At 29.3% G+C, this 25,223-nt stretch carries 30 protein-coding genes, 1 tRNA gene and 1 other RNA gene; 13 read left to right on the top strand and 19 right to left on the bottom strand.

From position 1 onward, the window contains the following. Positions 1 to 205 (top strand): CAP domain-containing protein (locus UXY25_RS04670; protein WP_414601366.1); only part of this gene is annotated, 205 nt, incomplete at its 5' end. 60 nt (positions 206 to 265) lie between these two features. Here UXY25_RS04670 and UXY25_RS04665 read toward each other — a convergent pair. From UXY25_RS04665 to UXY25_RS04655, 3 genes are all read right to left on the bottom strand, one after another. After that, positions 266 to 772 (bottom strand): DNA polymerase III subunit gamma/tau, encoded by a 507-nt coding sequence (locus UXY25_RS04665; protein WP_320814841.1) that lies wholly within the window; start codon positions 770 to 772, stop codon positions 266 to 268. 128 nt (positions 773 to 900) lie between these two features. After that, positions 901 to 1,986 carry a DNA polymerase III subunit gamma/tau gene (gene dnaX / locus UXY25_RS04660; RefSeq protein ID WP_320814840.1) on the bottom strand — a complete coding sequence of 362 codons (1,086 nt, stop codon included), beginning with the start codon at positions 1,984 to 1,986 and terminating at the stop codon, positions 901 to 903. 102 nt (positions 1,987 to 2,088) lie between these two features. Continuing rightward, entirely contained in the window at positions 2,089 to 2,397 is a 309-nt protein-coding gene (locus UXY25_RS04655; protein ID WP_320814839.1) for a hypothetical protein, read from the bottom strand. A gap of 109 nt (positions 2,398 to 2,506) precedes the next feature. Here UXY25_RS04655 and rnpB point away from each other — a divergent pair. Next, positions 2,507 to 2,834: RNase P RNA component class A (gene rnpB, locus UXY25_RS04650), an RNA gene on the top strand. Positions 2,835 to 2,852: 18 nt separating this feature from the next. Continuing rightward, positions 2,853 to 3,521: an FAD-binding oxidoreductase gene (locus UXY25_RS04645; RefSeq protein ID WP_320814838.1), complete on the top strand. Its 669-nt coding sequence runs from the start codon at positions 2,853 to 2,855 to the stop codon at positions 3,519 to 3,521. Here UXY25_RS04645 and rsmD read toward each other — a convergent pair whose 3' ends face one another. From rsmD to UXY25_RS04630, 3 genes are read right to left on the bottom strand one after another with little or no spacing between them, the layout of a single operon-like run. Then, positions 3,522 to 4,082, bottom strand: coding sequence for a 16S rRNA (guanine(966)-N(2))-methyltransferase RsmD (gene rsmD / locus UXY25_RS04640; RefSeq protein WP_320814837.1), 561 nt, complete (start codon positions 4,080 to 4,082; stop codon positions 3,522 to 3,524). After that, a complete protein-coding gene (locus UXY25_RS04635) occupies positions 4,079 to 4,891 on the bottom strand; it encodes a DUF3822 family protein (RefSeq protein ID WP_320814836.1) in 813 nt (270 codons plus the stop codon). The genes rsmD and UXY25_RS04635 overlap by 4 nt, the downstream gene beginning before the upstream one ends. Then, positions 4,875 to 5,636, bottom strand: coding sequence for a hypothetical protein (locus tag UXY25_RS04630; RefSeq protein WP_320814835.1), 762 nt, complete (start codon positions 5,634 to 5,636; stop codon positions 4,875 to 4,877). The genes UXY25_RS04635 and UXY25_RS04630 overlap by 17 nt, the downstream gene beginning before the upstream one ends. 123 nt (positions 5,637 to 5,759) lie before the next feature. On the opposite strand from UXY25_RS04630, the gene UXY25_RS04625 reads away from it, so the two are divergent. The 3 genes from UXY25_RS04625 to UXY25_RS04615 are packed head-to-tail and all read left to right on the top strand — an operon-like array spanning position 5,760 to position 8,410. Further along, on the top strand, positions 5,760 to 7,181 hold the full coding sequence (locus UXY25_RS04625) for an ATP-dependent DNA helicase (RefSeq protein ID WP_320814834.1): 1,422 nt from the start codon (positions 5,760 to 5,762) through the stop codon (positions 7,179 to 7,181). 46 nt (positions 7,182 to 7,227) lie between these two features. Next, entirely contained in the window at positions 7,228 to 7,953 is a 726-nt protein-coding gene (gene kdsB / locus UXY25_RS04620) for a 3-deoxy-manno-octulosonate cytidylyltransferase (RefSeq protein WP_320814833.1), read from the top strand. Between the two features lie 4 nt (positions 7,954 to 7,957). Next, complete coding sequence (locus UXY25_RS04615; protein WP_320814832.1) at positions 7,958 to 8,410, top strand: hypothetical protein; 453 nt, start codon at positions 7,958 to 7,960, stop codon at positions 8,408 to 8,410. Here the strand turns inward: UXY25_RS04615 and UXY25_RS04610 are convergent. Then, positions 8,403 to 9,068 (bottom strand): fused MFS/spermidine synthase, encoded by a 666-nt coding sequence (locus UXY25_RS04610; RefSeq protein ID WP_320814831.1) that lies wholly within the window; start codon positions 9,066 to 9,068, stop codon positions 8,403 to 8,405. The two genes, UXY25_RS04615 and UXY25_RS04610, sit on opposite strands and share 8 nt — an antisense overlap. 55 nt (positions 9,069 to 9,123) lie before the next feature. Here UXY25_RS04610 and UXY25_RS04605 point away from each other — a divergent pair, with 55 nt between their 5' ends. Next, complete coding sequence (locus UXY25_RS04605) at positions 9,124 to 9,681, top strand: 1-acyl-sn-glycerol-3-phosphate acyltransferase (RefSeq protein WP_320814830.1); 558 nt, start codon at positions 9,124 to 9,126, stop codon at positions 9,679 to 9,681. On the opposite strand, the gene UXY25_RS04600 is transcribed toward UXY25_RS04605, so the two are convergent. Next, a complete protein-coding gene (locus UXY25_RS04600; RefSeq protein ID WP_320814829.1) occupies positions 9,682 to 10,161 on the bottom strand; it encodes a helix-turn-helix transcriptional regulator in 480 nt (159 codons plus the stop codon). It abuts the gene before it with no gap. Between the two features lie 302 nt (positions 10,162 to 10,463). Here UXY25_RS04600 and UXY25_RS04595 point away from each other — a divergent pair, with 302 nt between their 5' ends. From UXY25_RS04595 to UXY25_RS04585, 3 genes are read left to right on the top strand one after another with little or no spacing between them, the layout of a single operon-like run. After that, positions 10,464 to 11,615: a M14 metallopeptidase family protein gene (locus UXY25_RS04595; protein WP_320814828.1), complete on the top strand. Its 1,152-nt coding sequence runs from the start codon at positions 10,464 to 10,466 to the stop codon at positions 11,613 to 11,615. A gap of 51 nt (positions 11,616 to 11,666) precedes the next feature. After that, complete coding sequence (locus tag UXY25_RS04590; RefSeq protein WP_320814827.1) at positions 11,667 to 12,146, top strand: Lrp/AsnC family transcriptional regulator; 480 nt, start codon at positions 11,667 to 11,669, stop codon at positions 12,144 to 12,146. A 46-nt stretch (positions 12,147 to 12,192) separates the two neighbouring features. Continuing rightward, entirely contained in the window at positions 12,193 to 12,705 is a 513-nt protein-coding gene (locus tag UXY25_RS04585) for a DinB family protein (RefSeq protein ID WP_320814826.1), read from the top strand. Between the two features lie 33 nt (positions 12,706 to 12,738). Here UXY25_RS04585 and UXY25_RS04580 read toward each other — a convergent pair whose 3' ends face one another. The 4 genes from UXY25_RS04580 to aroB all read right to left on the bottom strand — a co-directional run bounded on the left by UXY25_RS04580 (position 12,739) and on the right by aroB (position 16,920). Beyond that, positions 12,739 to 13,053 (bottom strand): hypothetical protein, encoded by a 315-nt coding sequence (locus tag UXY25_RS04580; protein ID WP_320814825.1) that lies wholly within the window; start codon positions 13,051 to 13,053, stop codon positions 12,739 to 12,741. Between the two features lie 86 nt (positions 13,054 to 13,139). Next, entirely contained in the window at positions 13,140 to 14,114 is a 975-nt protein-coding gene (locus tag UXY25_RS04575) for a deoxyhypusine synthase family protein (RefSeq protein ID WP_320814824.1), read from the bottom strand. A 45-nt stretch (positions 14,115 to 14,159) separates the two neighbouring features. Continuing rightward, a complete protein-coding gene (locus UXY25_RS04570; RefSeq protein ID WP_320814823.1) occupies positions 14,160 to 15,560 on the bottom strand; it encodes an arginine decarboxylase in 1,401 nt (466 codons plus the stop codon). 292 nt (positions 15,561 to 15,852) lie between these two features. After that, positions 15,853 to 16,920, bottom strand: a complete 1,068-nt coding sequence (aroB, locus tag UXY25_RS04565; protein ID WP_320814822.1) for a 3-dehydroquinate synthase — start codon at positions 16,918 to 16,920, stop codon at positions 15,853 to 15,855. A 95-nt stretch (positions 16,921 to 17,015) separates the two neighbouring features. Between aroB and UXY25_RS04560 the strand changes: the two genes are divergently transcribed. After that, the gene (locus UXY25_RS04560; RefSeq protein ID WP_320814821.1) at positions 17,016 to 18,182 is read left to right on the top strand and encodes a proline dehydrogenase family protein; all 1,167 of its coding nucleotides are present in this window, start codon (positions 17,016 to 17,018) and stop codon (positions 18,180 to 18,182) included. 28 nt (positions 18,183 to 18,210) lie between these two features. On the opposite strand, the gene UXY25_RS04555 is transcribed toward UXY25_RS04560, so the two are convergent. The 7 genes from UXY25_RS04555 to UXY25_RS04525 form a co-directional block, all read right to left on the bottom strand. Beyond that, the gene (locus tag UXY25_RS04555) at positions 18,211 to 18,402 is read right to left on the bottom strand and encodes a hypothetical protein (protein ID WP_320814820.1); all 192 of its coding nucleotides are present in this window, start codon (positions 18,400 to 18,402) and stop codon (positions 18,211 to 18,213) included. 5 nt (positions 18,403 to 18,407) lie between these two features. Further along, positions 18,408 to 18,773 carry a DUF2200 domain-containing protein gene (locus UXY25_RS04550; protein WP_320814819.1) on the bottom strand — a complete coding sequence of 122 codons (366 nt, stop codon included), beginning with the start codon at positions 18,771 to 18,773 and terminating at the stop codon, positions 18,408 to 18,410. Between the two features lie 153 nt (positions 18,774 to 18,926). Then, a tRNA-Val gene (locus tag UXY25_RS04545) sits at positions 18,927 to 19,001 on the bottom strand. Positions 19,002 to 19,084: 83 nt separating this feature from the next. Continuing rightward, positions 19,085 to 19,471: a DUF4258 domain-containing protein gene (locus UXY25_RS04540; protein WP_320814818.1), complete on the bottom strand. Its 387-nt coding sequence runs from the start codon at positions 19,469 to 19,471 to the stop codon at positions 19,085 to 19,087. Positions 19,472 to 19,526: 55 nt separating this feature from the next. Next, positions 19,527 to 20,723 carry an alanine dehydrogenase gene (locus UXY25_RS04535; RefSeq protein WP_320814817.1) on the bottom strand — a complete coding sequence of 399 codons (1,197 nt, stop codon included), beginning with the start codon at positions 20,721 to 20,723 and terminating at the stop codon, positions 19,527 to 19,529. An 88-nt stretch (positions 20,724 to 20,811) separates the two neighbouring features. Continuing rightward, positions 20,812 to 21,225 carry a tRNA (adenosine(37)-N6)-threonylcarbamoyltransferase complex ATPase subunit type 1 TsaE gene (tsaE, locus tag UXY25_RS04530; RefSeq protein ID WP_320814816.1) on the bottom strand — a complete coding sequence of 138 codons (414 nt, stop codon included), beginning with the start codon at positions 21,223 to 21,225 and terminating at the stop codon, positions 20,812 to 20,814. A 7-nt stretch (positions 21,226 to 21,232) separates the two neighbouring features. Then, positions 21,233 to 22,786, bottom strand: a complete 1,554-nt coding sequence (locus tag UXY25_RS04525) for a PglZ domain-containing protein (protein WP_320814815.1) — start codon at positions 22,784 to 22,786, stop codon at positions 21,233 to 21,235. 153 nt (positions 22,787 to 22,939) lie between these two features. On the opposite strand from UXY25_RS04525, the gene UXY25_RS04520 reads away from it, so the two are divergent. Together UXY25_RS04520 and lpxD are read left to right on the top strand one after the other, a co-directional pair. Continuing rightward, positions 22,940 to 24,175 (top strand): HD domain-containing protein, encoded by a 1,236-nt coding sequence (locus UXY25_RS04520; RefSeq protein WP_320814814.1) that lies wholly within the window; start codon positions 22,940 to 22,942, stop codon positions 24,173 to 24,175. A 31-nt stretch (positions 24,176 to 24,206) separates the two neighbouring features. Beyond that, complete coding sequence (lpxD, locus tag UXY25_RS04515) at positions 24,207 to 25,223, top strand: UDP-3-O-(3-hydroxymyristoyl)glucosamine N-acyltransferase (RefSeq protein WP_320814813.1); 1,017 nt, start codon at positions 24,207 to 24,209, stop codon at positions 25,221 to 25,223.

Genomic DNA, 25,223 nt, shown 5'->3' with positions numbered 1-25,223 from the left:
AAATTTACAACAAGTATTAGGAGCTTATAGAGTTGGAGAAAACGTTGCTTTTGGTTTTTCATCACCTCAGGCTGCAATGAATGCTTGGATCGCTAGTGCTGGTCATAAAGCAAATTTAGAAGGAGATTATACACATTATGGGATTTCAATTAGAATTGATAATGACGGAAGAAAATATTATACTAATATGTTCATAAAGAAATAGTATATTTTATAGTTGGTTGTAAAATAAAAGAGCACTGCTAAAACAGTGCTCTTTTATTTTTTATACATCTAAATCAAATGTGCGTCTTAATAATTCCATAGCTGGATTAATACCTTTTAGTTTTTCATACTTATCATCAGGAGTAAAGGCGTATTTTGTTTCTACAACTTCATTTACTATTACATCAATTGTAATGTCATGATTGTGTAGTTTTCCTCTTAAATAGCCTAAAAGCTCATTATTTCCTGTTTCAAACTCTTCTCTTGTGCTTTCGTTTGGTAATTCTATAAATATTTTTGGGCCATCAAGTGTGGGAGTGCTCATTAACATATAGGTAGCCATTAACCTTTTGTTTTGATCAGCTAAACGTTTGGCAAACTTATTCCATAATAATAGCATATCTGTTTCGGTGAAAGATTCAGTAGGCAATTCTCCTTCATGTTTAGAATGAATAAGTTGTTTTGCTTCTAGTTCTTTCTTCGCTTTAATACTTGATAAAGATAATGCAGATATTTTTGTTTCGGATTGTGGTTTGTTTTCAGTTTTCACTAAAGGTTTCTCAATCAAAGGCTGAATAACTTCTTCAATTTTAATAGCTTCAACAACAGGTTTTATGTGAGTTTCTTCAGTTTTTACAATTTTAGGAATTTGCTCAACAATAGAATAAGAAGCATTCCTAAAATGTGTTGCAGGAATTATATAGGATTTAACTTTTTTTTTTCTCCATCAAAGTTGATAGAGGCAATTTGCATTAAACATAGTTCAACTAATAAGCGTTGATTTTGACTTTGTTTAAATTTCAAATCACAATTATTAGCTAATTCAATTCCTTCTAGTAAAAAAGATTGTGATGTTTTTAAAGATTGTTGTTGGTAAAGTATTTTTGCTTGTTCTCCTGATTCTAAAAGAATTAATGTTGCAGGATTTTGGCAAACCAATAAATCTCTGAAATGCGAAGCTAAACCAGCAATAAAATGATGACCATCAAAACCTTTCGCTAAAATATCGTTATATGAAATAAGCAGTTCAGGAATTTTATTCTCTAATAATAAATCCGTTATTTTAATGTAATATTCAAAATCTAAAACGTTTAAATTTTCAGTAACAGCTTGTCTGGTTAGGTTGTTTCCACAATACGAAACAACTCTATCAAAAATAGATAAAGCATCACGCATTGCACCATCAGCCTTTTGAGCAATAATATGCAACGCATCATCTTCGTAAGTTACACCTTGTTCTTTAGCAATTTCAGACAAATGTTCTTTAGCATCATTAACTGTAATTCTCTTGAAATCAAATATTTGACATCTAGAAAGAATTGTAGGTATAATTTTATGCTTTTCTGTAGTTGCTAAAATAAAAATAGCATGCTTTGGTGGTTCTTCTAAAGTTTTAAGAAATGCATTAAATGCAGCTTGAGATAGCATATGTACCTCGTCAATAATATATACTTTATATTTTCCTGTTTGCGGAGGTATTCTTACTTGATCAATAATACTTCGAATATCATCTACACCATTATTTGATGCTGCATCCAATTCGAAAACATTAAAAGAAAAATCTTCTAATGGATCATCGTATCCTTCTTGGTTAATTTTACGAGCAAGAATACGCGCACAAGTTGTTTTACCTACACCTCTTGGCCCAGTAAACAATAAAGCTTGTGCTAAGTGATTGGTTTCAATAGCATTTAATAATGTATTGGTTATAGCACGCTGACCCACAACATCTTTAAATGTTTGCGGACGGTATTTTCTTGCTGATACTATAAATTGTTCCATTATTTTTATTGTTCCACAAATATAGATTTAATTTAAAGATTGTAAAATTCTATAATGGAAAGATTACTAAAAGTTATCCACAAATTTCATGTTATTTTTCAATCACATATAAGGATTATTTGAATTTTTAATACTTAATTTTGAAATTGCATCAGCGTTTTCATCTTTAGAATTTGCTGATGATCCTGTTACGAAAACACCTTTCAATCCAAATTTATTTTCAATTCCATATACAGTTGATCTATCACCAGCACTTGAGTTACCTTCATATTGATATAGTTTACTTATAATATAATTTTCTGGATGTAAAATAATATCTTCTGGATTTAGGTTAAAATCATAAGTAAATCCATCTTCTTTTAATTCATTTAAAGCTTCAGATGTTGATCCGTATTTATATATTTTAGACATAATCAAGTAGGTGTGTTGTTGATTTATAAAGTTACGAAATTATAGTAGTAAATAAGTATATAAAATGTTAAACAAAACCTTATTAATTATATAAAAATTGTAATTTTGCGACGCAGACCGCCTTATCGTCGTTCCGATTAATCGGAAGGGAGGAAAGTCCGGACACCAAAGAGTAGCATAATGGGTAACGCCCATCCGCTGAGAGGTGAGGACAAGTGCAACAGAAAGTATGTACAGGTAATGCTGTAGTGAAACCAGGTAAACTCTATGCGGTGAAATGTCAAGTATATCAGCAGTTTTTAGTTCGCTAAAATAAGGGCGACTCGTTCGATGCTGAAGGGTAGGCAGCTTGAGTTTTACAGTAATGTAAAATCTAGATAAATGATAAGGGTTACGCTTGCGTAATACAGAATCCGGCTTATAGGTCTGCTTTTTTTAATTTTTAAATCTTTTTTATGAGTAATCATATAGTTAAAGTAATAGAATCTAACTTCATTAACTATGATGTAAAGCGGTTTGTAGTTGAAAAACCCGAAGGCTTTGATTTTATTCCTGGACAGGCTGTAAATATTTCAATTAATGATCCTGAATGGAAAAATGAATTACGACCATTTACTTTTACAAATCAAAAAGAGACAAAAAACCTCGAGTTTATTGTAAAAATATACAGTGAACATAAAGGTGTTACAAATAAATTAGCTGGAATAAATACAGGAGCTGAATTAATTTTACACGATGTTTTTGGAGCAATTCACTTTGAAAAACCAGGAATTTTTATAGCTGCAGGAACAGGTATTACTCCGTTTTTAGCTATTTTCAGAGACTTGTATAAGAAAAACAAATTAAGAGGCAATAAATTGATTTTTGTAAATAAAACATCGCTAGATATTATTGCATACGGAGAATTAAACAGAATGTTTAAAGAAGACATTATGCATGTTTTAACTAGAGAAGGAGTAGTTGGTTTTAAAGGAAAACGAATTGATAGAAATTTTCTTATTGAAAACATTACCGATTTTAGTCAACACTTCTACGTTTGTGGTCCATCTAATTTTGTTGAGGATGTTTTAAGAATTCTTAAAGACTTAGGAGCTAGCTCTGATAGTTTAGTTTTTGAAAGTTAACTATTCTGTTTCCTCGTCCTTAGTTTCAAATTCAAAAAATGAAAAAGTAGTTCCGCCATAATTTTTTGCATATGAAAAATTAGGCATTTTTTCTAGCTTAGTTTCTTTTGAATGCTCAATAATTAACATTCCTTCTTCATCTAATAAATTGTTTTCAAATACTAAAGTAGAAATGTTTTCAAATTGTTGTTGGGTTAATCCATAAGGTGGATCAGCAAAAATAATATCAAAAGAACTTTTGCAACGTTCTAAAAATAGAAAAGCATCACTTTTTATAGCTGTAATATCAAAATCAAATTCAGCAGCTGTTTTTTTGATATAAGCTACACATCCATAATCAGCATCTACACAAGTAATAGGAGCACTTCCTCTTGATGCAAATTCATAACTTATATTTCCAGTTCCAGCAAATATTTCAAGAATTTTTAATTCGCTAAAATTAAAATGATTGTTCAAAATATTAAACAATGCTTCTTTTGCCATGTCTGTTGTAGGGCGGACAGGTAATTTTTTTGGAGCCGTTAAACGTCTGCCTTTATATTTTCCAGATATTATTCTCATGAGTGAAAAAGGATAAAATGATTTCTAATTTCTTCTTCTGTTTTACCAAATGTAGAAGGTAAAATAAAGGAATCAAATAAACTGCAATTTCTAATGTATTTGTAAGCTATTGTAAAATAGTCAGAATCTTTAGAAATTGTTCCTAATATTTTTACGAAAATAGATTCTGGGTTAAGTTGAAGTTGTTCGAAAGTAAATAAAATATAATAAATAAAATCTTCAGGAGTGCTGTACTCAAATGAATTGAAAAAGATTAATTTATTTCCTTTTACAACTATAATTTCAAAGTAATTTGATTGAAAATGAACGTACACCTCTTTTTCTTGAGAAGCATTGTTTACTTTTAAAAGTCTTTCTACTAAAACAGAGTTTTTATGTTTATAATTAAACGTACTATATTGATCTAATAAAAAATTATTGACATTTACATAGGGAACGTATACATTGTTCATTTCATTATTTGGCAATGAATCAAAGTTGAAAAAGTCTGTTTCAAAAACTTTAACATTGTATTGTAAATAGCTTCCTAAGTACTTTACATCAAATAATGAAAGAGGTACAAATGTGTTTAAGTTATTGTCATGTAAAACTACAACTTCATCATACGTTTGAGAAAGAATTGGATAATCAACAAATACTTTCCATAATGCTTCTTCAATAATACTATTCTTTGGAAAAACAACAGAATGTACTGATTGTATAGTATTTGAAAGAAGGTCAAAGACACAAAAAGAAAGTCCACTCAAAGAAACTTGAATGGACAACTTTTTATAATTCTTTTGTGTAATATCGTTATTCGTTACTACCATATTTTTTAGGCCAGTTTCCAGTTACTGAAGCTTCTTCTAAAGAACCTAAAATAATTTGGTTACCGTTAATTTTATCAATTCCTTCTACTTTATTTTCACTAGCAACTAAATCTTGATCTAAGTCAGATAATAAAAGATTTTTATCAATAATACATTGAAAAGTAGAAACTTTAATTTCGTTTCTAAAAATACTAGAAGTTTTTAAAGAAATTGGAACTACTAAGTCACCAACTTTAATTTCTTTCATACTTTTATAACGATCAGTATTTTTAAATAATGAGTCTTTAACTGAAACAGTACCTAAAGTATCAATTTTAACAACATCTTTAAAGAAACCACCTTCACCAGTTCCGTCTACAATCATACCAAATGCTTTGTTTTTGGCAGCATCAATAACGATTGTATCTTTACGAGAAACAATTGAGAATTTTTCATTATCAATAAAACGAATTAATTCTTCAAAAGAATCAGCATATTTACCATATACAGTTTTATAACCAGATTGAGCTTTTTTAATGTCAAGCATTTTTCTAACTGCCATTTCATAACGATCAGCCTTAGCTTTATCAAATTCAATTGGTTTCATAACTGAAGAGTAGATTAAATACCCTAAGAATAATGAAACGATCCATAATACAACAGAAACAATAGTTCTTCCCTTTGGAGAGACGAATTTATCAATCAATTTTACTAATCCGAAGATTAATCCAATCAAAACGACTAAATAAATAGCAAGTTCTAACATAAATATTATATATTTTTTAGTTTAATAGGTACGCAAATCTACAATTTTTTTTTCTTCTTAAAAGAAATTCTTCTAAAAATCATCTGTATATTTGAAAAAATCTATAAGCCTAAACACTACAAAATGACTTCTGCATTGTTTTACAAAACGTTACGTGAAAAATTTCCCTTTAATCCAACATTAAAACAGGATATATTTTTTCAAAAAATAGCAGAATTTGTCATTAGTAATAACAAAGACGAAATATTTGTTCTCAAAGGTTATGCCGGAACGGGTAAAACCACAATAATTTCTACTTTAGTTAATTATCTTCAAAAAGCAGATAAAAAATACGTGCTTTTGGCTCCAACAGGTCGTGCAGCAAAAGTAATTAGTAATTATTCTCAAAAACCAGCATTTACTATACACAAACGTATTTATTTTCCAAAGAAAAGTAAGTCTGGAGGCGTTTCTTTTACCTTACAACCTAATAAGTTTAAAAATACCATTTTTATTGTTGATGAATCTTCAATGATTTCTGACTCCTATCAGGAAACCAAATTATATGAAAACGGTTCGCTTTTAGATGATTTAATGTTTTATGTAGATGCAGGTCAAAATTGTAAAATTATATTCATTGGAGATACGGCTCAATTACCGCCAATAAACATGGATGTGAGTCCGGCTTTAAATAACGAAACATTATCGCTTCATTTTGATAAAGAAGTATACGGGATTGAACTAGACGAAGTAATGCGTCAAGAAGAATTTTCGGGCATTCTGTATAATGCAACAGAACTTAGAGAACTTTTAAAATCTCATTTTTATGACGCTTTTCAGTTTTCATTAAAAGACTTCAAAGATATTGTCCGTTTACAAGACGGTTACGATATTCAAGACGCTATTTATGATTCGTTTGATAAAAACGGACCAGAAGAAACAGCATTCATTGTTAGATCTAATAAACGTGCAAATCAATACAATCATCAAATTCGAACTACCATTTTATCTAGAGAATCGGAATTGTCTGCGGGCGATTTATTAATGGTTGTGAAGAATAATTATTTTTGGTTAAAAGATTCATCAGAAGCTAGTTTTATTGCCAATGGGGACATTATTGAAATTTTGGAGATTTTTAAAATTAGGGAATTATATGGTTTTAGATTTGCTTCTGTAAAAATTAAAATGATTGATTATCCCAATCAAATTCCGTTTGAAGTAGAACTTTTATTAGATACCATTACAAGCGAATCACCTTCATTAACGTATGACGAATCAAATACTCTGTATAATGAAGTAATGAAAGATTATGAAGGTGAAAGTCAGTATAAAAAGTTCTTAAACGTAAAGAACAACCCTCAATTTAATGCGTTGCAAGTAAAGTTTTCTTATGCTATGACTTGTCATAAATCACAAGGAGGGCAATGGCACACTGTTTTTGTTGAGCAACCTTATTTACCGAACGGAATTGATAGAGATTATATACGTTGGTTGTACACAGCCATTACAAGAGCAAAAGAAAAATTATACTTAATAGGATTTAAAGATGAATATTTTGAACAATAAAAAATAAAAACAATTTATCTTAGCATTTTAAAATATACAAAGTCACATGAAAATCATCGCCGTTATTCCTGCTCGTTATGCTTCTACACGTTTTCCTGCCAAACTAATGCAAGATTTAGGTGGAAAATCTGTAATTGTAAGAACGTATGAAGCAGCCATAAATACACAATTGTTTGATGATGTTTTTGTGGTTACCGATTCTGTAATTATATATGACGAAATTATTGCCCATAACGGAAAAGCAATAATGAGCATAAAAGAACATGAAAGCGGAAGCGATAGAATAGCAGAAGCAGTTGAAAATATTACCGTTGATGTTGTAGTAAATGTACAAGGCGATGAACCTTTTATCGATAAAAAACCATTAGAAGAGTTAATTGAAGTTTTTAAAAACGATACTGATAAAAAAGTAGACTTAGCTTCATTAATGTTTCAAATAACTGATAAAGAAGAAATTAACAGTCCAAATAATGTGAAAGTAATTGTAGACCAACAAAATTTTGCCTTGTATTTTTCACGTTCGGTAATTCCTTTTCCAAGAGAAGAAAATGTGGGTGTTCGTTACATGAAACACATTGGAATTTACGCTTTTAGAAAACAAGCCTTATTGGATTTTTACAGTTTACCCATGCTTTCTTTAGAAGCTTCCGAAAAATTAGAGCAGCTTCGTTATTTAGAATACGGAAAACGCATTAAAATGGTTGAAACGGCTCATGGAAGTATAGGAATTGACACTCCAGAAGATTTAGAAAAAGCAAGGAAAATGGTTTAAGTTTATGAAAAAAGAAATATTATTAGTTGCATTTGGATTATCTGCTTGGTTAGCTATTTCTGGTTTTGCATATTCCGTTGAAATTTTGTTTGAAAATCTATTTATTCTAACAAATTTTGATAATAAATTTAAGTTTTGGTTTTCCGATATACTTTTCAATATTTCAAATATTTTACCTTTTTATTTCTTCCTAAAATTAATTAAACCAAATTTTGATTATTTAAAATGGATAAAGTTTTTTATTATTCTTTATATCATCACTCAAATATTTCAATATTTATTCACTTTCTTTGTTGGAGCATACATTGCAGAAAATTATTTTGAAAGTTGGGTAAATCAAACCGATTTTTATATGAAATATAGTTTCGGAATGATTTTAAAGCCAATAATTACTTATATTAGATTAATAATTATAGGTTTTCTTTTTTATTGGTTTTATAAAAAACAATCTAACTAATTTTCTCCACCAAAATCAACTCATTGAAAACTTCAATATTTTTAAATTCTTTAATTATATAATTTGAGGTTTCAAAAGAAGCAATGAACCGATTATTTTTATTAATTCCTTTTTCATCTAAGTTCATTGTATTGAATAAAATAAAACCTTTTAAATTGAGTAATTCTTTAACATTAGAGATAAATTGTTTTTCAAATAAAAAGTCAGGCATAGTTGCATCTTGAAAAATATCAATGATGATCAAATCAAAATTCTCAGTTGTACTTTTAACGAATTCATTTGCATCTGCTATAATAGGAGTATAGTTCGTTATTTCATTCAATTTAAAATATTGGTTGGCAATAGCAGTAATTTCTTTATCAAGTTCAACTCCGGTTATTTCTCCTTTAAACTGAAATTCATCTACAAGAGTTTTAATTACACTTCCGCCGGCAACACCAAGAACTAAAATAGTATTCATTTTGGCAATATTTTGTTTACCTATAGAATACAATCCGCTGCGCAATACTTTTTGGAGACTTCCGTATGAATAATTAGTGTTTTCAGAGTCTATTACAAGTTTACCGTTGTTCCAGGTAACTTCAATATTCTTACTTATTTGAGATTTTTTCTCGTGAATAGTAATAGGAAGGATATAACTTAACCACTTTTTAAGCATTGTATTTTTTCTATTTGTAAATATAATTCTATTTTTACACCAAATCAAAAACAGAATGAAAAAACACATATATACATTTATCTTTTGTAAAGTACTGGGTTGGAAGATAATTGGTAACATTGATAAAGATATTCCCAAGTGTGTAATTATTGCAGTTCCACACACAAGTTGGTGGGATTTCTTTTTAGGAATTTTCTCTAGATCAATTTTAGGATTAGAAATAAACTATGTTGCTAAAAAAGAATTATTTGCTTTTCCATTTGGCGCTTTTTTTAAGTGGACAGGAGGAACACCTTTAAATCGACAAAAGAAAGAAAATAAAGTAGATGCTATTGCTAAAATATTTGAACAAAAAGAAGTGTTTAGATTAGCTATTGCTCCTGAAGGTACTCGTAAAAAAGTACTAGAGTGGAAAACAGGCTTTTATTATATAGCATTAAAAGCAAATGTGCCAATTGTTCCAGTAGCTTTTGATTATGGTAAAAAAGAAGTTACGTATCATAAACCTTTTTATCCTACCGGAGATATAGAAAAAGATTTACGAATATTAGAAGCTAACTTTAAAGGTGTAATTGGTAAAAATTCAGAAAATAGTTATATCCCTCAAAAATAATTATTCAGGCTGATATTCTTTAAAGCTTCCATTTTTATAAAAAACAACAATTCGTTCAATATTGGACGAATTTTTTGTTTGCGGGAAATTCTGCGTATTTGAAAATTTTTCTTCTAAATTATTTTTTACGGCAGTATTTTCACTTTCTACATTTTGTGAAAATAAATCTGAATTTGATTCAATCTTTTTTTCAACCACATTTTCAATTTTTGAAATTGGAGTAGAAGAATTATTTTCAATAATTTTATTTTCAGATTTTGGAAAAGTTCCTTTTCCATTTAAAATCCAATACAAATCTACTTCAGGAAATTCATCTATAATTTTTAGAATAAAATCCAAACTAGGTTTGTTTCTTCCAGAGAGTAGGTGAGACAAACTTGAACGCTGAACACTAATCTTGTCTGCAAACCCAGAGGCCGATAAACCATAGTATTCTAGTATCTCTTCAAGTCGTTTAATAAAATCTTCTGTGTTTACCATTGTAAATTGCGATTGTATGAAATAAGGTTTACAAATGTAAATATAAGTTTTTAAATAAACAATAAAACATTTAAAAATGAATAAAAAACATAATCTATAACTTTAAATAAAGACCATTAAATAACTGATAAGTAATATGTTATAATTTAATTATAATTTAAGTTACACTTATGGTGTATTATATACAGTAAACCTCACAATTAACGAGTAAAAATGTTTACAAAAGTAAATACAATTGTAAATTTACGTGTTTACAATTGTAAATAGATAGTTGTTTACATTTGTAACATAATAAAAAGAGGATGTTTTTACAATTAGCAAACAAGTATTTAAACCCAAATTTATCGGGAAGATATATTACAAATTCACATATTGAACCCGAATTAAAATCATTAAAAAATGACTTTAAAATTATAACAGAAGGAAAGTCAGTTCAAGATAGAAATGTATATAGTGTTCAAGTTGGAACAGGAAATACGAAAGTTTTAATTTGGTCTCAAATGCACGGAAATGAATCAACAACAACAAAAGGATTGTTTGATTTCTTTAATTTCTTAAATTCTGAAGATGAATTAGCTTTAAAAATTAAAGAAAAATACACTTTATTATGTATTCCTATCTTAAATCCTGATGGAGCTTTTGTTAATACTAGGGTTAACGCCAATGATATAGATCTTAATAGAGATGCTTTTGACGTTACACAGCCAGAAAGTAAGCTTTTAAGAGCATTATATATTAAGTTTAATCCTGACTATTGTTATAATTTACACGATCAACGAACTATATTTGGTACAGAAGGCAGTAAATTACCTGCTACAATGTCTTTTTTAGCGCCCTCTTATAATGTAGAGTGTGATTTTAATGAAACTCGCTTTAAAGCTATTAAAATCATTAATAGAATTAATAAAGAGCTGCAATCTGTTATACCAAATCAAATTGGAAGGTTTGATGATGCTTTTAATATCAATTGTGTTGGAGATTACTTTACATCACAAGGAACTCCAACGGTGTTATTTGAAGCTGGGCATTATGCAAATGATTATCAAAGAGATGAAGTTCGAAAATTCGTATTTATTTCATTAATTTCTTCGTTTTTAGATGTCGAAAAGAGTAGTGGGTTTGATAACGAAATCAATGAATATTTGAATATTTCTCAAAACTCTAAGTGTTTCTTCGATTTTATTTACAGAAACGTTAGAATTATTGAGAATTCTGAGGAAAAAATAATTAACTTTGCAGCTCAATTTAAAGAAGAATTAGTAGGAGACAATGTTGATTTCGTAGCTGAAATAATACAAATTGATAGTTTAGAATATTCTTTTGGTCATATTGAATATGATTGTAAAGGAATGATTTTTAGTTCTTCTTATGGTAATTTGCCAAAAATTCAAGAAAAAGCTAATTTTTATCTAAATAATTTGTTAAAATATAGTAATGGATTATTAATTCTTTAATAAATTTGCATTTTTTAAATCAGAATTTTAAATATTTTTATTTTATACTTTATGAGTAAGTTTCGATTAGATGAAGTGGATCATCAAATTTTAGACATGTTAATTGATAACACAAGGGTTCCTTTTACGGATATTGCAAAAAAATTGCTTATTTCTGCAGGAACTGTACATGTTAGGGTGAAGAAGATGGAAGAAGCTGGAATTATCCAAGGTTCTTCATTAACGTTAGATTATGAAAAGTTAGGCTATTCTTTTATAGCTTATGTTGGAGTTTTCTTGCACAATACCTCTCAAACAAAATTTGTTTTAGAAAGAATTGAGCAAATACCTTATGTAACAGTAGCGCATATTACTACTGGAAAGTTTAATATCTTTTGTAAAATTAGAGCAAGAGATACTAAACATGCTAAAGAGGTTATTTTTATGATTGATGATATTGAAGGAGTTTACAGAACTGAAACGATGATATCACTTGAAGAAAGCATCAACGATAAGAAAAGGTTAATGCATACCATTTTTAAAGAAATGTAATGTCAAAATCCCGGTTTTTCCGGGATTTTTTATTATATTTATAATTATGATAGAGTTTAATAAAAATGAGTTTGCTCCGTTTTACGCAAACTATGTTGAGAAAGCAAATAATAGTTTGTCAATTATTGATGGATTAATTCAGCAATCAATAATTGTTGTTGAATTTTTTAAATCAATACCTGACAGTAAACTGAATTATAGATATTCAGAAGGTAAGTGGACTATAAAGGATATACTACTGCATTTAATTGATGCAGAAAGAATATTTGCTTATAGAGCCCTGAGAATTGCTAGAAATGATAAAACAGCATTGTCTGGGTTTGAAGAAAATGATTACGTAATAGAAGCTTTAGCAGGTAATAGAAGCATGTCTAGTTTACTTGAGGAATATAAAATGGTAAGAAATTCTACTATTTGTCTTTTTAAAAGCTTTTCAATAGATCAATTGAAAAGGATAGGAGAGGCTTCAAATTGCTCTGTTTCTGTGAGAGCAATAGGTGTTATTATTCAAGGACATGAAAAGCATCATCTAGAAATTATTAAGGAAAGATATTTATAAAAAAAAGCTCCAATTTAAATTGGAGCTTTTTTTTTAATCTTCTTCGTTTTCAGACTCATCAGCGATATCTATATCGTTTACATTTAAAGAGTCTAAAGTTTCGTCGCTGCTGTCATCGATATCTTCATCGTCTTCATCATAGTTTTCTATTCTGTCAGCTAATTTAGTACTTACTTTTACTAAAAATATAGTATCTTCTGTACGTACTTCAACAGCCTCAACTGTTTCGTTCTTAATGTTCTTGAATCGTATGATGTCTGAATCTTCATATCCATCAGGAAACTTCTCAACTAGCAAGGTTAAGATTTCATTTGTTAATTTTGCGTAATCAACAATAACTCTTTTCATTGGGTAAAATTTAATCTTTATATTTTATCAAAAGTAATATCCTTATTGAAATAATCAAATTAAAATTTAATTTTTTTTCAATTATTTTACCATCCTAAAACATGAGCGAAAATCAATGGCACAACGATTGTGGCATCAGATTCTACTATGAATTTAGGTGTTGTAATGTCTAATTTACCCCAAGTGATTTTTTCATTTGGAACCGCACCTGAATAAGAACCGTAACTTGTTGTAGAGTCCGAAACTTGACAAAAATAGCTCCAAAAAGGAATATCGTGCATTTCCATATCTTGGTAAAGCATTGGTACAACGCAAATTGGAAAATCTCCTGCAATTCCACCACCAATTTGGAAGAAACCGATTCCTTTACCGGCACAGTTCTTAGGATACCAATCTGATAACCACATCATGTATTCAATACCGCTTTTTGTTGTAGAAGCTTTTAATTCTCCTTTTATGCAGTAAGAAGCGAAAATATTCCCCATAGTACTGTCTTCCCAACCTGGAACAATAATAGGTAAGTTTTTTTCAGCAGCTGCAACCATCCAAGAATCTTTGGGGTCAATTTCATAGTACTGCTCTAAAACACCAGAGTTAATCATTTGGTACATAAACTCATGTGGAAAATATCTTTCTCCAGATTTGTCAGCTTTATTCCAAATTTCAAATAAATGCGATTGTAATCTTCTAAATGCTTCTTCTTCTGGAATACAAGTATCTGTTACACGATTATAATGATTTTCTAGTAAATCCCATTCTTCTTGAGGTGTTAAGTCTCTATAATTTGGAATTCTTTTGTATGAATTATGAGCAACTAAGTTCATAATATCTTCTTCTAAATTAGCACCAGTACATGAAATGGCGTGTACTTTATCTTGACGAATCATTTCTGCTAATGATTTCCCTAATTCTGCTGTACTCATTGCTCCCGCAAGAGTAATCATCATTTTTCCGTTGTCTAATAAATGTTCTTCATATCCTTTTGCTGCATCAACTAAAGCTGCTGCATTAAAATGTAAATAATGATTTTCTATAAATTGACTAATTGGGCCTTTGCTCATTTTTTATTCTATTTAGTTGAAAAATAAATTTTCAGTATTTGTAAATTATTTCTTTTTGTAACCTAAAATTCCCATGATATCTTCTGCTTTTTGTTCTTCAGAGAAAATCTCTGTTCCCAAAATACCATTTTCATCCCTATCGATTAAGATATGCTTTGGCTGTGGAATTAAACAATGATGTAATCCTCCAAAACCTCCAATAGTTTCTTGATATGCTCCAGTATTAAAGAAACCAATATATAAAGGTTTTTCTTTATTATATTTAGGCAAATAAACAGCATTCATGTTTTGTTCAGAGTTATAATAATCATCACTGTCACAAGTCATTCCTCCTAGTAAAACTCTTTCGTAGGTGTCGTTCCATCTATTGATTGCCAACATTACAAAACGTTTGTTGATTGCCCAAGTATCAGGAAGGGTAGTTATGAAAGAAGAGTCAATCATGTTCCATTTCTCTCTATCGTTTTGTTGTTTTTGATACAATACTTGATAAATAGCCCCACCGCTTTCTCCAACTGTAAACGAACCAAATTCTGTAAAAATATTTGGAACAGGAACTTCAGCATCGTCACAGGCTATTTTAATTTGATTGATAATTTCGTCAATCATATATTGGTAATCATATTCAAATGCTAATGAGTTTTTGATAGGAAAACCTCCACCAATATTTAAACTGTCTAATGTTGAACATTCCTTCTTTAAAGCAATATATACTTTTAAACATTTTAATAATTCGTTCCAGTAATATGCAGTATCACGAATACCTGTATTAATAAAGAAGTGAAGCATTTTTAGCTCTACTTGCTTGTTTTCTTGTATTTGCTTTCTGTAAAATGGAACAATATTTTTGTAGCCAATTCCTAAACGAGAAGTATAAAACTCAAATTTAGGCTCTTCTTCAGCTGCAATTCTAATTCCTATTTTGAATTTTCCGTCAATTTTCTCTTGTAATAAGTCTAATTCCTCATAATTGTCAATAATTGGAATAGTATTTCTATGTCCATTATTAACAATACGAGCGATATTATCTACATAAGCATCTCTTTTAAATCCGTTACAAATTACAAAAGTGTTTTTATTGATTTTTCCCTCTTCTAAAAGACTTTCAACGATATTGATATCAACTGCTGATGAAGTTTCAATATGGATGTTGTTTTTAAAAGCCTCGTTCATAATAAATTGAAAATGAGAACTTTTAGTGCAATAACAATAATGATATTTACCTTCGTACTTGTGCTTTTCCATGGCTTTTCTAAACCATCCTTTTGCTTTGTTAATATTGTTTGATATTTGTGGTAAATAAGTAAACTTTAATGGTGTGCCATATTGTTCCACTAATTTCATTAAATCAATTTTATGAAATTCAAGATTATCTTTGTTTAAAGTAAATTCTTCTTGAGGAAAATAAAAAGTCTGATTTATTAAGTCGTAATATTTTGTGTTCATTTGTTGTATGATGTTTTGAATTTAATTAATTGTTTTTACTTGCTAAACAATTAATTTTCAAAGTCTTATGTTTGAAAAAATTATTAAAAGCTTTTCGTTGAATGCTTTTGACTGTTCAAATAAATCATATATAAAAATACTTTCATTTGTAGAACAACTATTATTTTGAATAGAGTAGATGTTTTCCTGAAATGAAAAGCTTGTCGATAAATATTGAAGTACATGTAGTTTTTTCATTACTGCAAATTTAAAAAATATTATTATCGATTGTGATGATTTAAGCTATTTTTTTTTAGTTTTTATAATCTTCAAATGAATTTATAATTAATTCATTTTCAGACGTTTGGTTTATTTTAATCTTTCCAATTCCATTTAAAAGTGCAAATTGAATTGTACCAAACTCATTTTTCTTGTCGAAAATTAATAATTCTATTATTTTTTTAATGTCAATATCATTAAATTCAACTTTTTCGTAAAGTGAATTAATCAACTCTTTAATCTCTAAATATTCGTTTTCTGAAATAAGATTCTTCTCTTTAGAAATATAACTTTCTAAAATCATTCCTATAGCAATTGCTTCACCATGAAGTAATGATTTTTTGGTTGGATGTTCCAATAAATAACTTTCAATGGCATGCCCTAAAGTATGACCAAAATTCAATGATTTTCTAATTCCATTTTCGGTTAAATCTTCGGAAACAATTGTGTTTTTTATTTGAATTGATTCATGAATTAAGTCATTCAAATCATCTGTATTTAAATCATTTAGGTTTTTAAATTTATTCCAATATTTTTTATCATAAATCAAACCGTGTTTTAGCATTTCTGCTAATCCAGATCGCATCTCTCTTGCAGATAAAGTACTTAAAAAATGAGTGTCAATTATAACTGCTTTTGGCTCTTTTATTATACCAATTTGGTTTTTTAAATTACCTAAATCTACACCATTTTTACCGCCAATTGAAGCATCAACCATTGCTAAAAGCGTAGTAGGAACATTTATAAAATCAATTCCTCTTTTAAAGGTACAAGCTACAAAGCCACCAATATCAGTAATTACACCACCACCTAAATTGATTATAATACTTTTTCTATCACCTTCTAATTCGGTTAAACTATTCCAAATTCCTAAACAAGTTTCAATGTTTTTATGAGATTCTCCAGCTTCTAATTCAATAATTTCAATAGTTACTTCGGTAGCAAAATGAGCTAAAAAGTAAGGAAGACATTGATCTGAAGTGTTTTCATCTACAATAATAAATATTTTTGAATACAATTGAGGTGTAATTATTTCGGTTAGAAATTCATAACCTGAATTATCAAATACTATTTTATAATTGTGTGCTTGAATAGTTTGCATTGTTTTTGATTTCAATTTCCTGCAAAATAAGGTATTTTTTATTTAAAAATTGAGTAGACTGCTGTATATTTGCACAACAATTTAGCTAATATCTCATGGAGAAAATCTTTAATAATACAGAAGTAGCTTTTTCGCTTAAAAGCGATACAGAATTAGAAAGAGCCTATTTTTTATTCAAATTAATTGAAAGTCAGCCACTTGTAAGAATAGGAACAGCTGTTACTAATTTTGCTTTGAAAGCTCATTTACCAGTTGAAGGATTAATTCGTTCTACAGTTTTTGATCATTTTTGTGGCGGAATAAACGAACACGATTGTCTTTCGGTTGTTGATAAAATGTTTACCAAAGGCGTTTCATCTGTATTGGATTATTCTGTAGAAGGAAAAGAAGAAGAAGCACAATTTGATGCTGCTTTAGAAATGATTTTAAAAACAGTAGATTTTGCTAAAGAACGCATGGCAATTCCTTTTGCGGTCTTTAAGCCTACAGGTTTTGGTAGAATTTCTTTATATGAAAAAGTGGGTTCTGGTACTGAATTAAGTGATAAAGAAAAAGAAGAATGGAGTAGAGTAGCTGCGCGTTTTGACAAAGTGTGTAAAATTGCACACGATAAAGATGTTGCTTTATTGATTGATGCTGAAGAAAGCTGGATGCAAGATGCTGCAGATGATTTAGTTGAAGAAATGATGTGTAAGTACAATAAAGAAAGAGCTATTGTGTTCAATACTTTACAAATGTACCGCTGGGACAGGTTAGATTACTTGAAAAAAATACATGAAAAGGCAAATAAAGACGGTTTTTTCGTAGGAATGAAAATTGTGCGTGGTGCTTACTTGGAAAAAGAAAACACTAGAGCAGAAGATAAAGGTTATAAATCGCCAATATGCGCAACTAAACAAGCTACTGATGAAAATTATGATGCAGCAATTGTTTATATGGTTGATAATATTGACAAAATGTACATTTTTGCAGGAACACATAATGAAAACAGTTCATACCAATTAATGCAATTGTGTGAAGAAAAAGGAATTGCTAAAAACGATAATAGAATCTTTTTTGGTCAATTATATGGAATGAGCGATAACATCAGTTATAATTTAGCAATACAAAGTTATAATGTAGCTAAATATTTGCCCTTTGGGCCAGTTAGAGACGTTATGCCGTACTTAATTCGTAGAGCAGAGGAAAACACTTCTGTAGCCGGGCAAACAAGTCGTGAACTTGATTTAATTAAGAAAGAGCGAAGTAGAAGAAAGTTATAAAATAAAAAATCCTCAATTGAGGATTTTTTTATGAGTTTAAGTTTTTAAAAAGTTCTTCATACTCTTCAAACCTATGCTCTCGTATAGGTCTTGTTTTAGGTTCTGTAGAAAAATGCAGCAACAAACAAGGTGCAATATTTTTGTATATGTCTAAATATTCATAATGTAACATTTCGTTATTTTGAATGCGTTGCTTAATTTTGTTGTGATAAGGGTACATATGTTTTATTCATTTCTCAATATTTTTTCCATCTTCCTATCTTTTGCTAATTCATCTACCAACTTATCCAAATACCTAACTTGTCTTGTCAATAAATTTTCAATTTCTTCAATTCTATAACCACAAATTACGCCTTTGATGAGTGGAGCATTAGTGTTCAGATTTGCTCTTTGAAAAAAAGTTTCAAAATTCACTTTCTCATCAATTAGTTCTTGTATTTTTTTATCAGTATAACCAGTAAGCCACTCTATTACTTGATGTAATTCTTGCTTAGTTCTGCCTTTCTTCTCAACTTTTGTAATATAATGTGGATAAACAGAAGCAAACGTCATTTTCGCTACTCGTTCATTATGTTCGTCTGTTGCTTTCATTTTATCTAAAATTAAATTTGAAATGTAAAACTGTTGCACAATATTACTAGTAAATTTATTAATTTGCTAATACCAAATATATAGAAAAAGGTGTTTTTAAAACATACAAACAAAAAAAATCCTGCATTTCTGTAGGATTTTTTAGAATTGGAGTGGGCGATGAGGGGTTCGAACCCCCGACCCCCTCGGTGTAAACGAGGTGCTCTGAACCAGCTGAGCTAATCGCCCCAATAAATTGCTTTACTATTACCGTATTGCGAGTGCAAATATACACTCATTATTTATATTTACAAGTGTTTTAAATAAAAAAATCACTTTTTTTCTATCGATTCTAAAGTTGCCTTAGTAGTACTATTTGCTACTGTTAGGATAATTGCTTCATTTTGAGAAGTTTTACCTTCTATTACATAAATTTTGCCGTTTTTTGAAGGTATATTACTTATATCAAAATCGATATCACCATGTATCATACTCATTTTTACATCTTCAATAGTTACCCAACCTTCATTTAAAGTTTTTTTGGCAGCATCTGAATAGTTAAACGACTTACTTCTCATGTCTTTTAAGGCTCTACAATTAGGCAAGTAGCAAAACTGAACTCCTTTAGCATCAGCTTTTGCTCCTAAAAAATATACTACGAAAAAAACACCTAACATTAATCCGAAAAGGTAATAGGCTAATCTAAACTGGAATTTCATTTGAAAAATATTTCTGCAAATTTAGCATTTTATTGGACTTGTACTTATTTTTCCTTTAAAAAACTAATAAATTAATATCTCTATGCTCAATATTGAACCAATCGCCAATGGCTTTATTTGTTAACAACCCGTGATAGAAATATATTCCGTTTTTTAAACCTCTATTGCAACGAATTGCGCTTTCAATTCCACCATCTTCAGCAATATGTAATAAAAAGGGAGAAATGATATTACTAATAGACATCGAAGCGGTTTTAGAATATCGAGAAGGGATATTTGGTACGCAATAATGAATTACACCGTTTTTTATAAAAGTTGGTTTTTCGTGCGTTGTTATTTCAGAAGACTCAAAGCAACCTCCGGTATCAATACTAACATCTACAATTACAGCTCCTTTTTTCATGTTTTCAACCATTGTTTCAGATACTATAATTGGAGTTCTGTTTTTTCCACGCATTGCCCCAATTGCAACATCACAACGACGTAAAGCTTTTAATAGTCCTTTTTCTTGAATGGTTGAAGTAAAAATTCTTTGATTTAAAGCGTTTTGTAATCGTCTTAATTTGGTAATTGAATTGTCAAACACTTTTACATTAGCACCTAAACCAATTGCAGTTCGAGCAGCAAATTCAGCAACTGTACCTGCTCCTAAAATAACAACTTCGGTTGGTGGAACGCCAGTAATGTTTCCAAATAACAAGCCTTTACCAATGTTTTGGTTAATCATTAATTCAGCGGCAATGTGTATTGAAGCAATCCCAGCAATTTCTGATAATGATTTTACTGCTGGATATGAGCCATCTTCGTCTTTTATGAATTCAAAAGCTAAAGCTGTAATTCTTTTTAAAGCCAAAGCTTCAAAATAAGTTTTCTTTTGTGTTTTTAATTGAATTGCTGAAATTACTATGGTTTGAGGATTCATCATTTCAATTTCAACAAGAGTAGGAGGTTCTACTTTTAAAATCATTGGGCAACCAAAAACTTTATTAGTATCGTTTGTTACTTCTGCTCCAGCTTCGCTGTAATCTTTATCAGAATAACTAGAACTTTCTCCTGCGCCAGCTTCAATCATAACTCTATGTCCGTGATGAACTAATGAACTAACTGCATCTGGAGTTAAGCAAATACGTCGTTCTTGATAAGAAGTTTCCTTTGGTACTCCAATAAATAATTCACTTTTATGTCTTGCAATTTCTAGTTTTTCTTCTTGTGGAAGTAATTGCATTTTTGAAAAAGGACTGTACGTTGACATAGTTGGTTTTTAGTTATGTTTAGCCAATTTAGGAAATAATCTTACAATTTCCAAGTGCTTATATAATAACAGATTAAATATCTTTTTATTAATTAATAAGTGTTAATTCTCTTTTATCATTTTCTAGAATTTTCATATGAATTGCCGCATGGTCAATAGGTATTAAGTTTGGTGTTTTTTCAGGCCATTCTATTAAACACCAATTTCCAGAATAAAAATATTCATCTAAACCCATATCATAAGCTTCTTCTTCACTATTTAAACGATATAAATCAAAGTGATAGACTGTTTCGCCACTTGAAGTTTCATATTCGTTTACCAATGAGAATGTAGGGCTACTTGAATTATCATTAACACCCAATTGTTTTACAATCTCTTTAATAAAGGTTGTTTTGCCAACACCCATCTCAGCATGAAAGGTAATAACTTTTTTTAACCCATTTGTATTAAGCAATTGTTTAACAACGCTTTGAATTTCATCTAAAGAAAAATCTATTTGCATTTGCTTTTTATTTTGGTTCTAAAACTAAAAAAGGAACAATCATTTCTTCTAAAGAAATTCCACCGTGTTGATAGGTATTTCTATAGTAACTAACGTAATGGTTATAATTATTTACATAAGCCAAGAAGTGGTCGTTTTTTGCAAAAATAAATGAACTGCTCATATTTAATGTAGGTAATCCAATTTTTTTCGGGTCTTTAACTGCATAAACATCCTTATTTTCATAAGTCAAACTTCTACCTGTTTTATAACGCAAGTTTAAACTTGTGTTTTTATCTCCAATTACCTTAGATGGACTCTTGCAATTAATTGTACCATGATCGGTAGTTAAAATTAGCTTGAAACCCATTTTCTGTGCTTGCTGAATCATGTCAAGTAGTGGTGAGTTTTTAAACCAACTTACTGTTAATGAACGATACGCTTTATCATCTGAAGCCAATTCTTTAACTACTTCCATTTCAGTTTTAGCATGAGAAAGCATGTCTACGAAATTGTATACAATTGTAGTTAAGTCGTTGTCTTTAAGTCCTTTAAAGTTTTCAGCAAGTTTTTTACCGTCTCTGAAATTAGTGATTTTATAATATTCTTGTTTAATGTCTAAGCCTAATCGCTTTAATTGTTCAGTTAAAAATTCTCCTTCATATAAGTTTTTCCCACCTTCATCTGTGTCGTTTTTCCAATATTGTGGAAATTTCTTTTCCATTTCTAAAGGTGTTAAGCCTGAGAATATAGCATTACGAGCATATTGAGTTGCAGTAGGTAACATGGCATAGTAACTACTTTCTTTTTCAACCTTATAATGATTGTTTACAATACTTTCAAAAGCTTTCCATTGATCATATCTAAGATTATCAATAACTACAAATAAAATAGGTTTATCTTTTTTACGAATTTCAGGAGCAACTAATTCTCCAAATAATTTATGAGAAAGAACCGGTTTATCTTCATTGTCATCGAACCAATCTTCGTAATTTTTTTCAATAAACTTTCCAAATTGGTTGTTAGCTTCAGCTTTCTGACTTTCTAATATTTCAACCATGCTTTGGTCTTCAATATTTTCAAGCTCCATTTCCCAATAAATAAGTCTCTTGTACAAATCAGCCCAATCTTCAAAAGAATTTACCATAGCCATATCCATCGCAATTTTTCTAAATTCTTTTTGGTAGTCTAAAGTTGTTTTTTCAGAAACTAAACGTGAATGGTCTAAATTCTTTTTTAAACTTAAAAGTATTTGATTAGGATTTACAGGTTTTATTAAGTAATCAGCTATCTTAGAACCAATTGCTTCTTCCATGATATATTCTTCTTCACTTTTTGTAATCATTATTACAGGAGTCGAAGATTTCTTTTCTTTCAATTCAGACAAAGTTTCAAGTCCGCTTAAACCAGGCATATTTTCATCTAAAAAAACAACATCATAATTGTTCTCTCCAAATAGTTCAATGGCATCTTGTCCGTTATTACAAGTGGTTACGTCGTAATTTTTCTTTTCAAGAAATAATATATGTGGCTTTAATAAGTCGATTTCATCATCAACCCAAAGTATTTTTATTTTATTCATTTTGTGCTAATTTGTCTGCAAGTTAATACTTCTACAACGATGAATGTATTAAAATTAGTATAAAATTTATCTATAAACTTAAAATAATGATATTTGATAGTTCGTGAGAAATCTGTTAAATTTAATTACATTTGTTAATCAAAATATAAACTTGTGAGCCAAACCAATAAACTCAAAATTTTTAACGATCCTATATATGGCTTTATAACCATTCCAAGTACATTAATTTACGATTTAATTCAGCATCCATATTTTCAGAGATTAAGAAGGATTTCTCAAATGGGAATGACTTATTTAGTTTATCCTGGCGCACATCATACACGTTTTCATCATGCCATAGGTTGCATGCATATTATGCAAAAAGCCGTGCAAACATTACGCTTTAAAGGAGTTGATATTTCTGATGAGGAAGAAAATGCTCTTTATGTGGCTATCCTCTTGCACGATATTGGTCACGGTCCATATAGTCATGCAATGGAGAAAAGTATTGTTGAAGAAGTACATCATGAAGAATTATCTTTATTGTTCATGAAAGAATTAAATATTGAATTTAAAGGTCAATTAGATTTAGCTATTCAAGTCTTTAAAGGTGATTATCATCGAAAATTTATGTTGCAGCTGGTTTCAAGTCAATTGGATATGGATAGAATGGATTATTTACGACGTGATAGTTTCTATAGTGGAGTTGCAGAAGGAAATATCAACAGTGAACGATTGATTCAAATGATGAACGTTCAAGATGATTATTTGGTTATTGAAGAAAAAGGGATTTATTCGGTAGAAAAATTTTTAGTAGCACGAAGATTAATGTATTGGCAAGCATATTTACATAAAACAGGTGTTGTTGCTGAATTAATTTTGACAAAAATTTTAAAAAGAGCAAAAGAATTAACTCAAAAAGGAATTAATTTGAATTGCAGTCAGCCATTAAAATTCTTCTTAAACAATAAAATTTCACTTAATGATTTTAATAAATCAATACTTGAGAAATTTGCTTTATTAGATGATTATGATATTATGGGAGCAATAAAAGAATGGCAATTTAATGATGATTTTGTATTAGGTTCTTTGTGTAAAATGATATTAAATAGAGATCTACTAAAGATTCAAATGGTTAATGATAAACCAAACAAAGAGAGTTTATTAGCTTATAAGAATATTTACATGAATATGTATAATTTGTCTGAAAAAGAAGTAGCTTATTTTGTGTTTAAAGGAAAGATAAAAAATCAAGCTTATAGTAAGGTTGATGAACCTATAAGAATACTTAAAAAAGATAAAACAGTTGAAGATGTTGTGGAAGCATCAGACCAATTAAATTTAAAAGCATTGTCTAAACCTGTAACCAAATATTTTATATGTTTTCCAAAAGTAGTTTTGGAAGCCTAAGTATTTAATTAAATTTTATATTTTTGTCACGATGAAATTCACAGCAGAGCAAATAGCAGGTATATTAGAAGGTGAGGTAATAGGTAATCCTAATGCTGAAGTTTATAAATTAGCTAAAATTGAAGAAGGCATAGAAGGCTCACTTACTTTTTTGGCAAATCAAAAATATATTAATTACATATATTCTACAAAAGCAACTATAACTATTGTTAATAATACTTTTGTACCAGAGCAAGAAATAACTACAACTTTAATTAAAGTTGATGATGCTTATAAAGCTTTTTCCAAATTACTAGAATACTATAATCAGGTAAAGTTGATGAAATCAGGAATTGAAGAACCTTCAATGATTTCTGAAAATGTTACTTATGGTGAAGGCTTATATTTAGGAGCTTTTTGTTACATTGGTAAAAATGTAACAATTGGCAATAATGTAAAAATATATCCTAATAGTTATATTGGAGACAATGTTACTGTTGGAAACGATTGTATTTTCTTTGCGGGTGTTAGAATTTATTCAGAAACGGTAATTGGTAACAATTGCACTATTCATTCAGGAACTATAATAGGTTCTGATGGATTTGGATTTGCGCCATTAGAAGATGGTACGTTCAAAAAAATACCTCAAATAGGCAATGTTATTATAGGTAATGATGTTGAAATAGGAGCAAACACGACTATAGATAGAGCAACATTAGGTTCTACATTTATACGAAATGGAGTTAAGTTAGACAATCATATACAAGTAGCTCATAATGTAGATATTGACGAAAATACTGTAATTGCAGCTCAAACAGGAATCGCAGGTTCTACCAAAATAGGTAAAAACTGTATGATTGGTGGACAAGTAGGTATTGCAGGTCATTTAACAATTGGTAACGGAGTTAAAATTCAGGCTCAGTCTGGTATTGGTAAAAATTTAGCAGATAATGAAGTAGTTCAAGGTTCTCCAGCATTAAATTATGGAGATTTTGCTAAATCATATGTACATTTTAAAAATTTACCGAATATAGTTTCAGAAATTAACGAATTAAAAAAAAACAAATAA

This window comes from Flavobacterium sp., assembly GCF_034111225.1.
In the GTDB taxonomy this organism is placed as follows: Bacteria; Bacteroidota; Bacteroidia; order Flavobacteriales; family Flavobacteriaceae; genus Flavobacterium.
The sequence above is the reverse complement of the archived record's forward strand: the minus strand, read 5'-3'. Positions and strand labels throughout refer to the sequence as shown.

What these genes read in the sequence shown, in the direction of transcription:
- dnaX (WP_320814840.1), bottom strand. Translation starts at nt 1,986, where the DNA reads ATGGAACAATTTATAGTATCAGCAAGAAAATACCGTCCGCAAACATTT.
- UXY25_RS04655 (WP_320814839.1), bottom strand. Translation starts at nt 2,397, where the DNA reads ATGTCTAAAATATATAAATACGGATCAACATCTGAAGCTTTAAATGAA.
- UXY25_RS04645 (WP_320814838.1), top strand. Translation starts at nt 2,853, where the DNA reads ATGAGTAATCATATAGTTAAAGTAATAGAATCTAACTTCATTAACTAT.
- rsmD (WP_320814837.1), bottom strand. Translation starts at nt 4,082, where the DNA reads ATGAGAATAATATCTGGAAAATATAAAGGCAGACGTTTAACGGCTCCA.
- UXY25_RS04635 (WP_320814836.1), bottom strand. Translation starts at nt 4,891, where the DNA reads ATGGTAGTAACGAATAACGATATTACACAAAAGAATTATAAAAAGTTG.
- UXY25_RS04630 (WP_320814835.1), bottom strand. Translation starts at nt 5,636, where the DNA reads ATGTTAGAACTTGCTATTTATTTAGTCGTTTTGATTGGATTAATCTTC.
- UXY25_RS04625 (WP_320814834.1), top strand. Translation starts at nt 5,760, where the DNA reads ATGACTTCTGCATTGTTTTACAAAACGTTACGTGAAAAATTTCCCTTT.
- kdsB (WP_320814833.1), top strand. Translation starts at nt 7,228, where the DNA reads ATGAAAATCATCGCCGTTATTCCTGCTCGTTATGCTTCTACACGTTTT.
- UXY25_RS04615 (WP_320814832.1), top strand. Translation starts at nt 7,958, where the DNA reads ATGAAAAAAGAAATATTATTAGTTGCATTTGGATTATCTGCTTGGTTA.
- UXY25_RS04610 (WP_320814831.1), bottom strand. Translation starts at nt 9,068, where the DNA reads ATGCTTAAAAAGTGGTTAAGTTATATCCTTCCTATTACTATTCACGAG.
- UXY25_RS04605 (WP_320814830.1), top strand. Translation starts at nt 9,124, where the DNA reads ATGAAAAAACACATATATACATTTATCTTTTGTAAAGTACTGGGTTGG.
- UXY25_RS04600 (WP_320814829.1), bottom strand. Translation starts at nt 10,161, where the DNA reads ATGGTAAACACAGAAGATTTTATTAAACGACTTGAAGAGATACTAGAA.
- UXY25_RS04595 (WP_320814828.1), top strand. Translation starts at nt 10,464, where the DNA reads ATGTTTTTACAATTAGCAAACAAGTATTTAAACCCAAATTTATCGGGA.
- UXY25_RS04590 (WP_320814827.1), top strand. Translation starts at nt 11,667, where the DNA reads ATGAGTAAGTTTCGATTAGATGAAGTGGATCATCAAATTTTAGACATG.
- UXY25_RS04585 (WP_320814826.1), top strand. Translation starts at nt 12,193, where the DNA reads ATGATAGAGTTTAATAAAAATGAGTTTGCTCCGTTTTACGCAAACTAT.
- UXY25_RS04580 (WP_320814825.1), bottom strand. Translation starts at nt 13,053, where the DNA reads ATGAAAAGAGTTATTGTTGATTACGCAAAATTAACAAATGAAATCTTA.
- UXY25_RS04575 (WP_320814824.1), bottom strand. Translation starts at nt 14,114, where the DNA reads ATGAGCAAAGGCCCAATTAGTCAATTTATAGAAAATCATTATTTACAT.
- UXY25_RS04570 (WP_320814823.1), bottom strand. Translation starts at nt 15,560, where the DNA reads ATGAACACAAAATATTACGACTTAATAAATCAGACTTTTTATTTTCCT.
- aroB (WP_320814822.1), bottom strand. Translation starts at nt 16,920, where the DNA reads ATGCAAACTATTCAAGCACACAATTATAAAATAGTATTTGATAATTCA.
- UXY25_RS04560 (WP_320814821.1), top strand. Translation starts at nt 17,016, where the DNA reads ATGGAGAAAATCTTTAATAATACAGAAGTAGCTTTTTCGCTTAAAAGC.
- UXY25_RS04555 (WP_320814820.1), bottom strand. Translation starts at nt 18,402, where the DNA reads ATGTACCCTTATCACAACAAAATTAAGCAACGCATTCAAAATAACGAA.
- UXY25_RS04550 (WP_320814819.1), bottom strand. Translation starts at nt 18,773, where the DNA reads ATGAAAGCAACAGACGAACATAATGAACGAGTAGCGAAAATGACGTTT.
- UXY25_RS04540 (WP_320814818.1), bottom strand. Translation starts at nt 19,471, where the DNA reads ATGAAATTCCAGTTTAGATTAGCCTATTACCTTTTCGGATTAATGTTA.
- UXY25_RS04535 (WP_320814817.1), bottom strand. Translation starts at nt 20,723, where the DNA reads ATGTCAACGTACAGTCCTTTTTCAAAAATGCAATTACTTCCACAAGAA.
- tsaE (WP_320814816.1), bottom strand. Translation starts at nt 21,225, where the DNA reads ATGCAAATAGATTTTTCTTTAGATGAAATTCAAAGCGTTGTTAAACAA.
- UXY25_RS04525 (WP_320814815.1), bottom strand. Translation starts at nt 22,786, where the DNA reads ATGAATAAAATAAAAATACTTTGGGTTGATGATGAAATCGACTTATTA.
- lpxD (WP_320814813.1), top strand. Translation starts at nt 24,207, where the DNA reads ATGAAATTCACAGCAGAGCAAATAGCAGGTATATTAGAAGGTGAGGTA.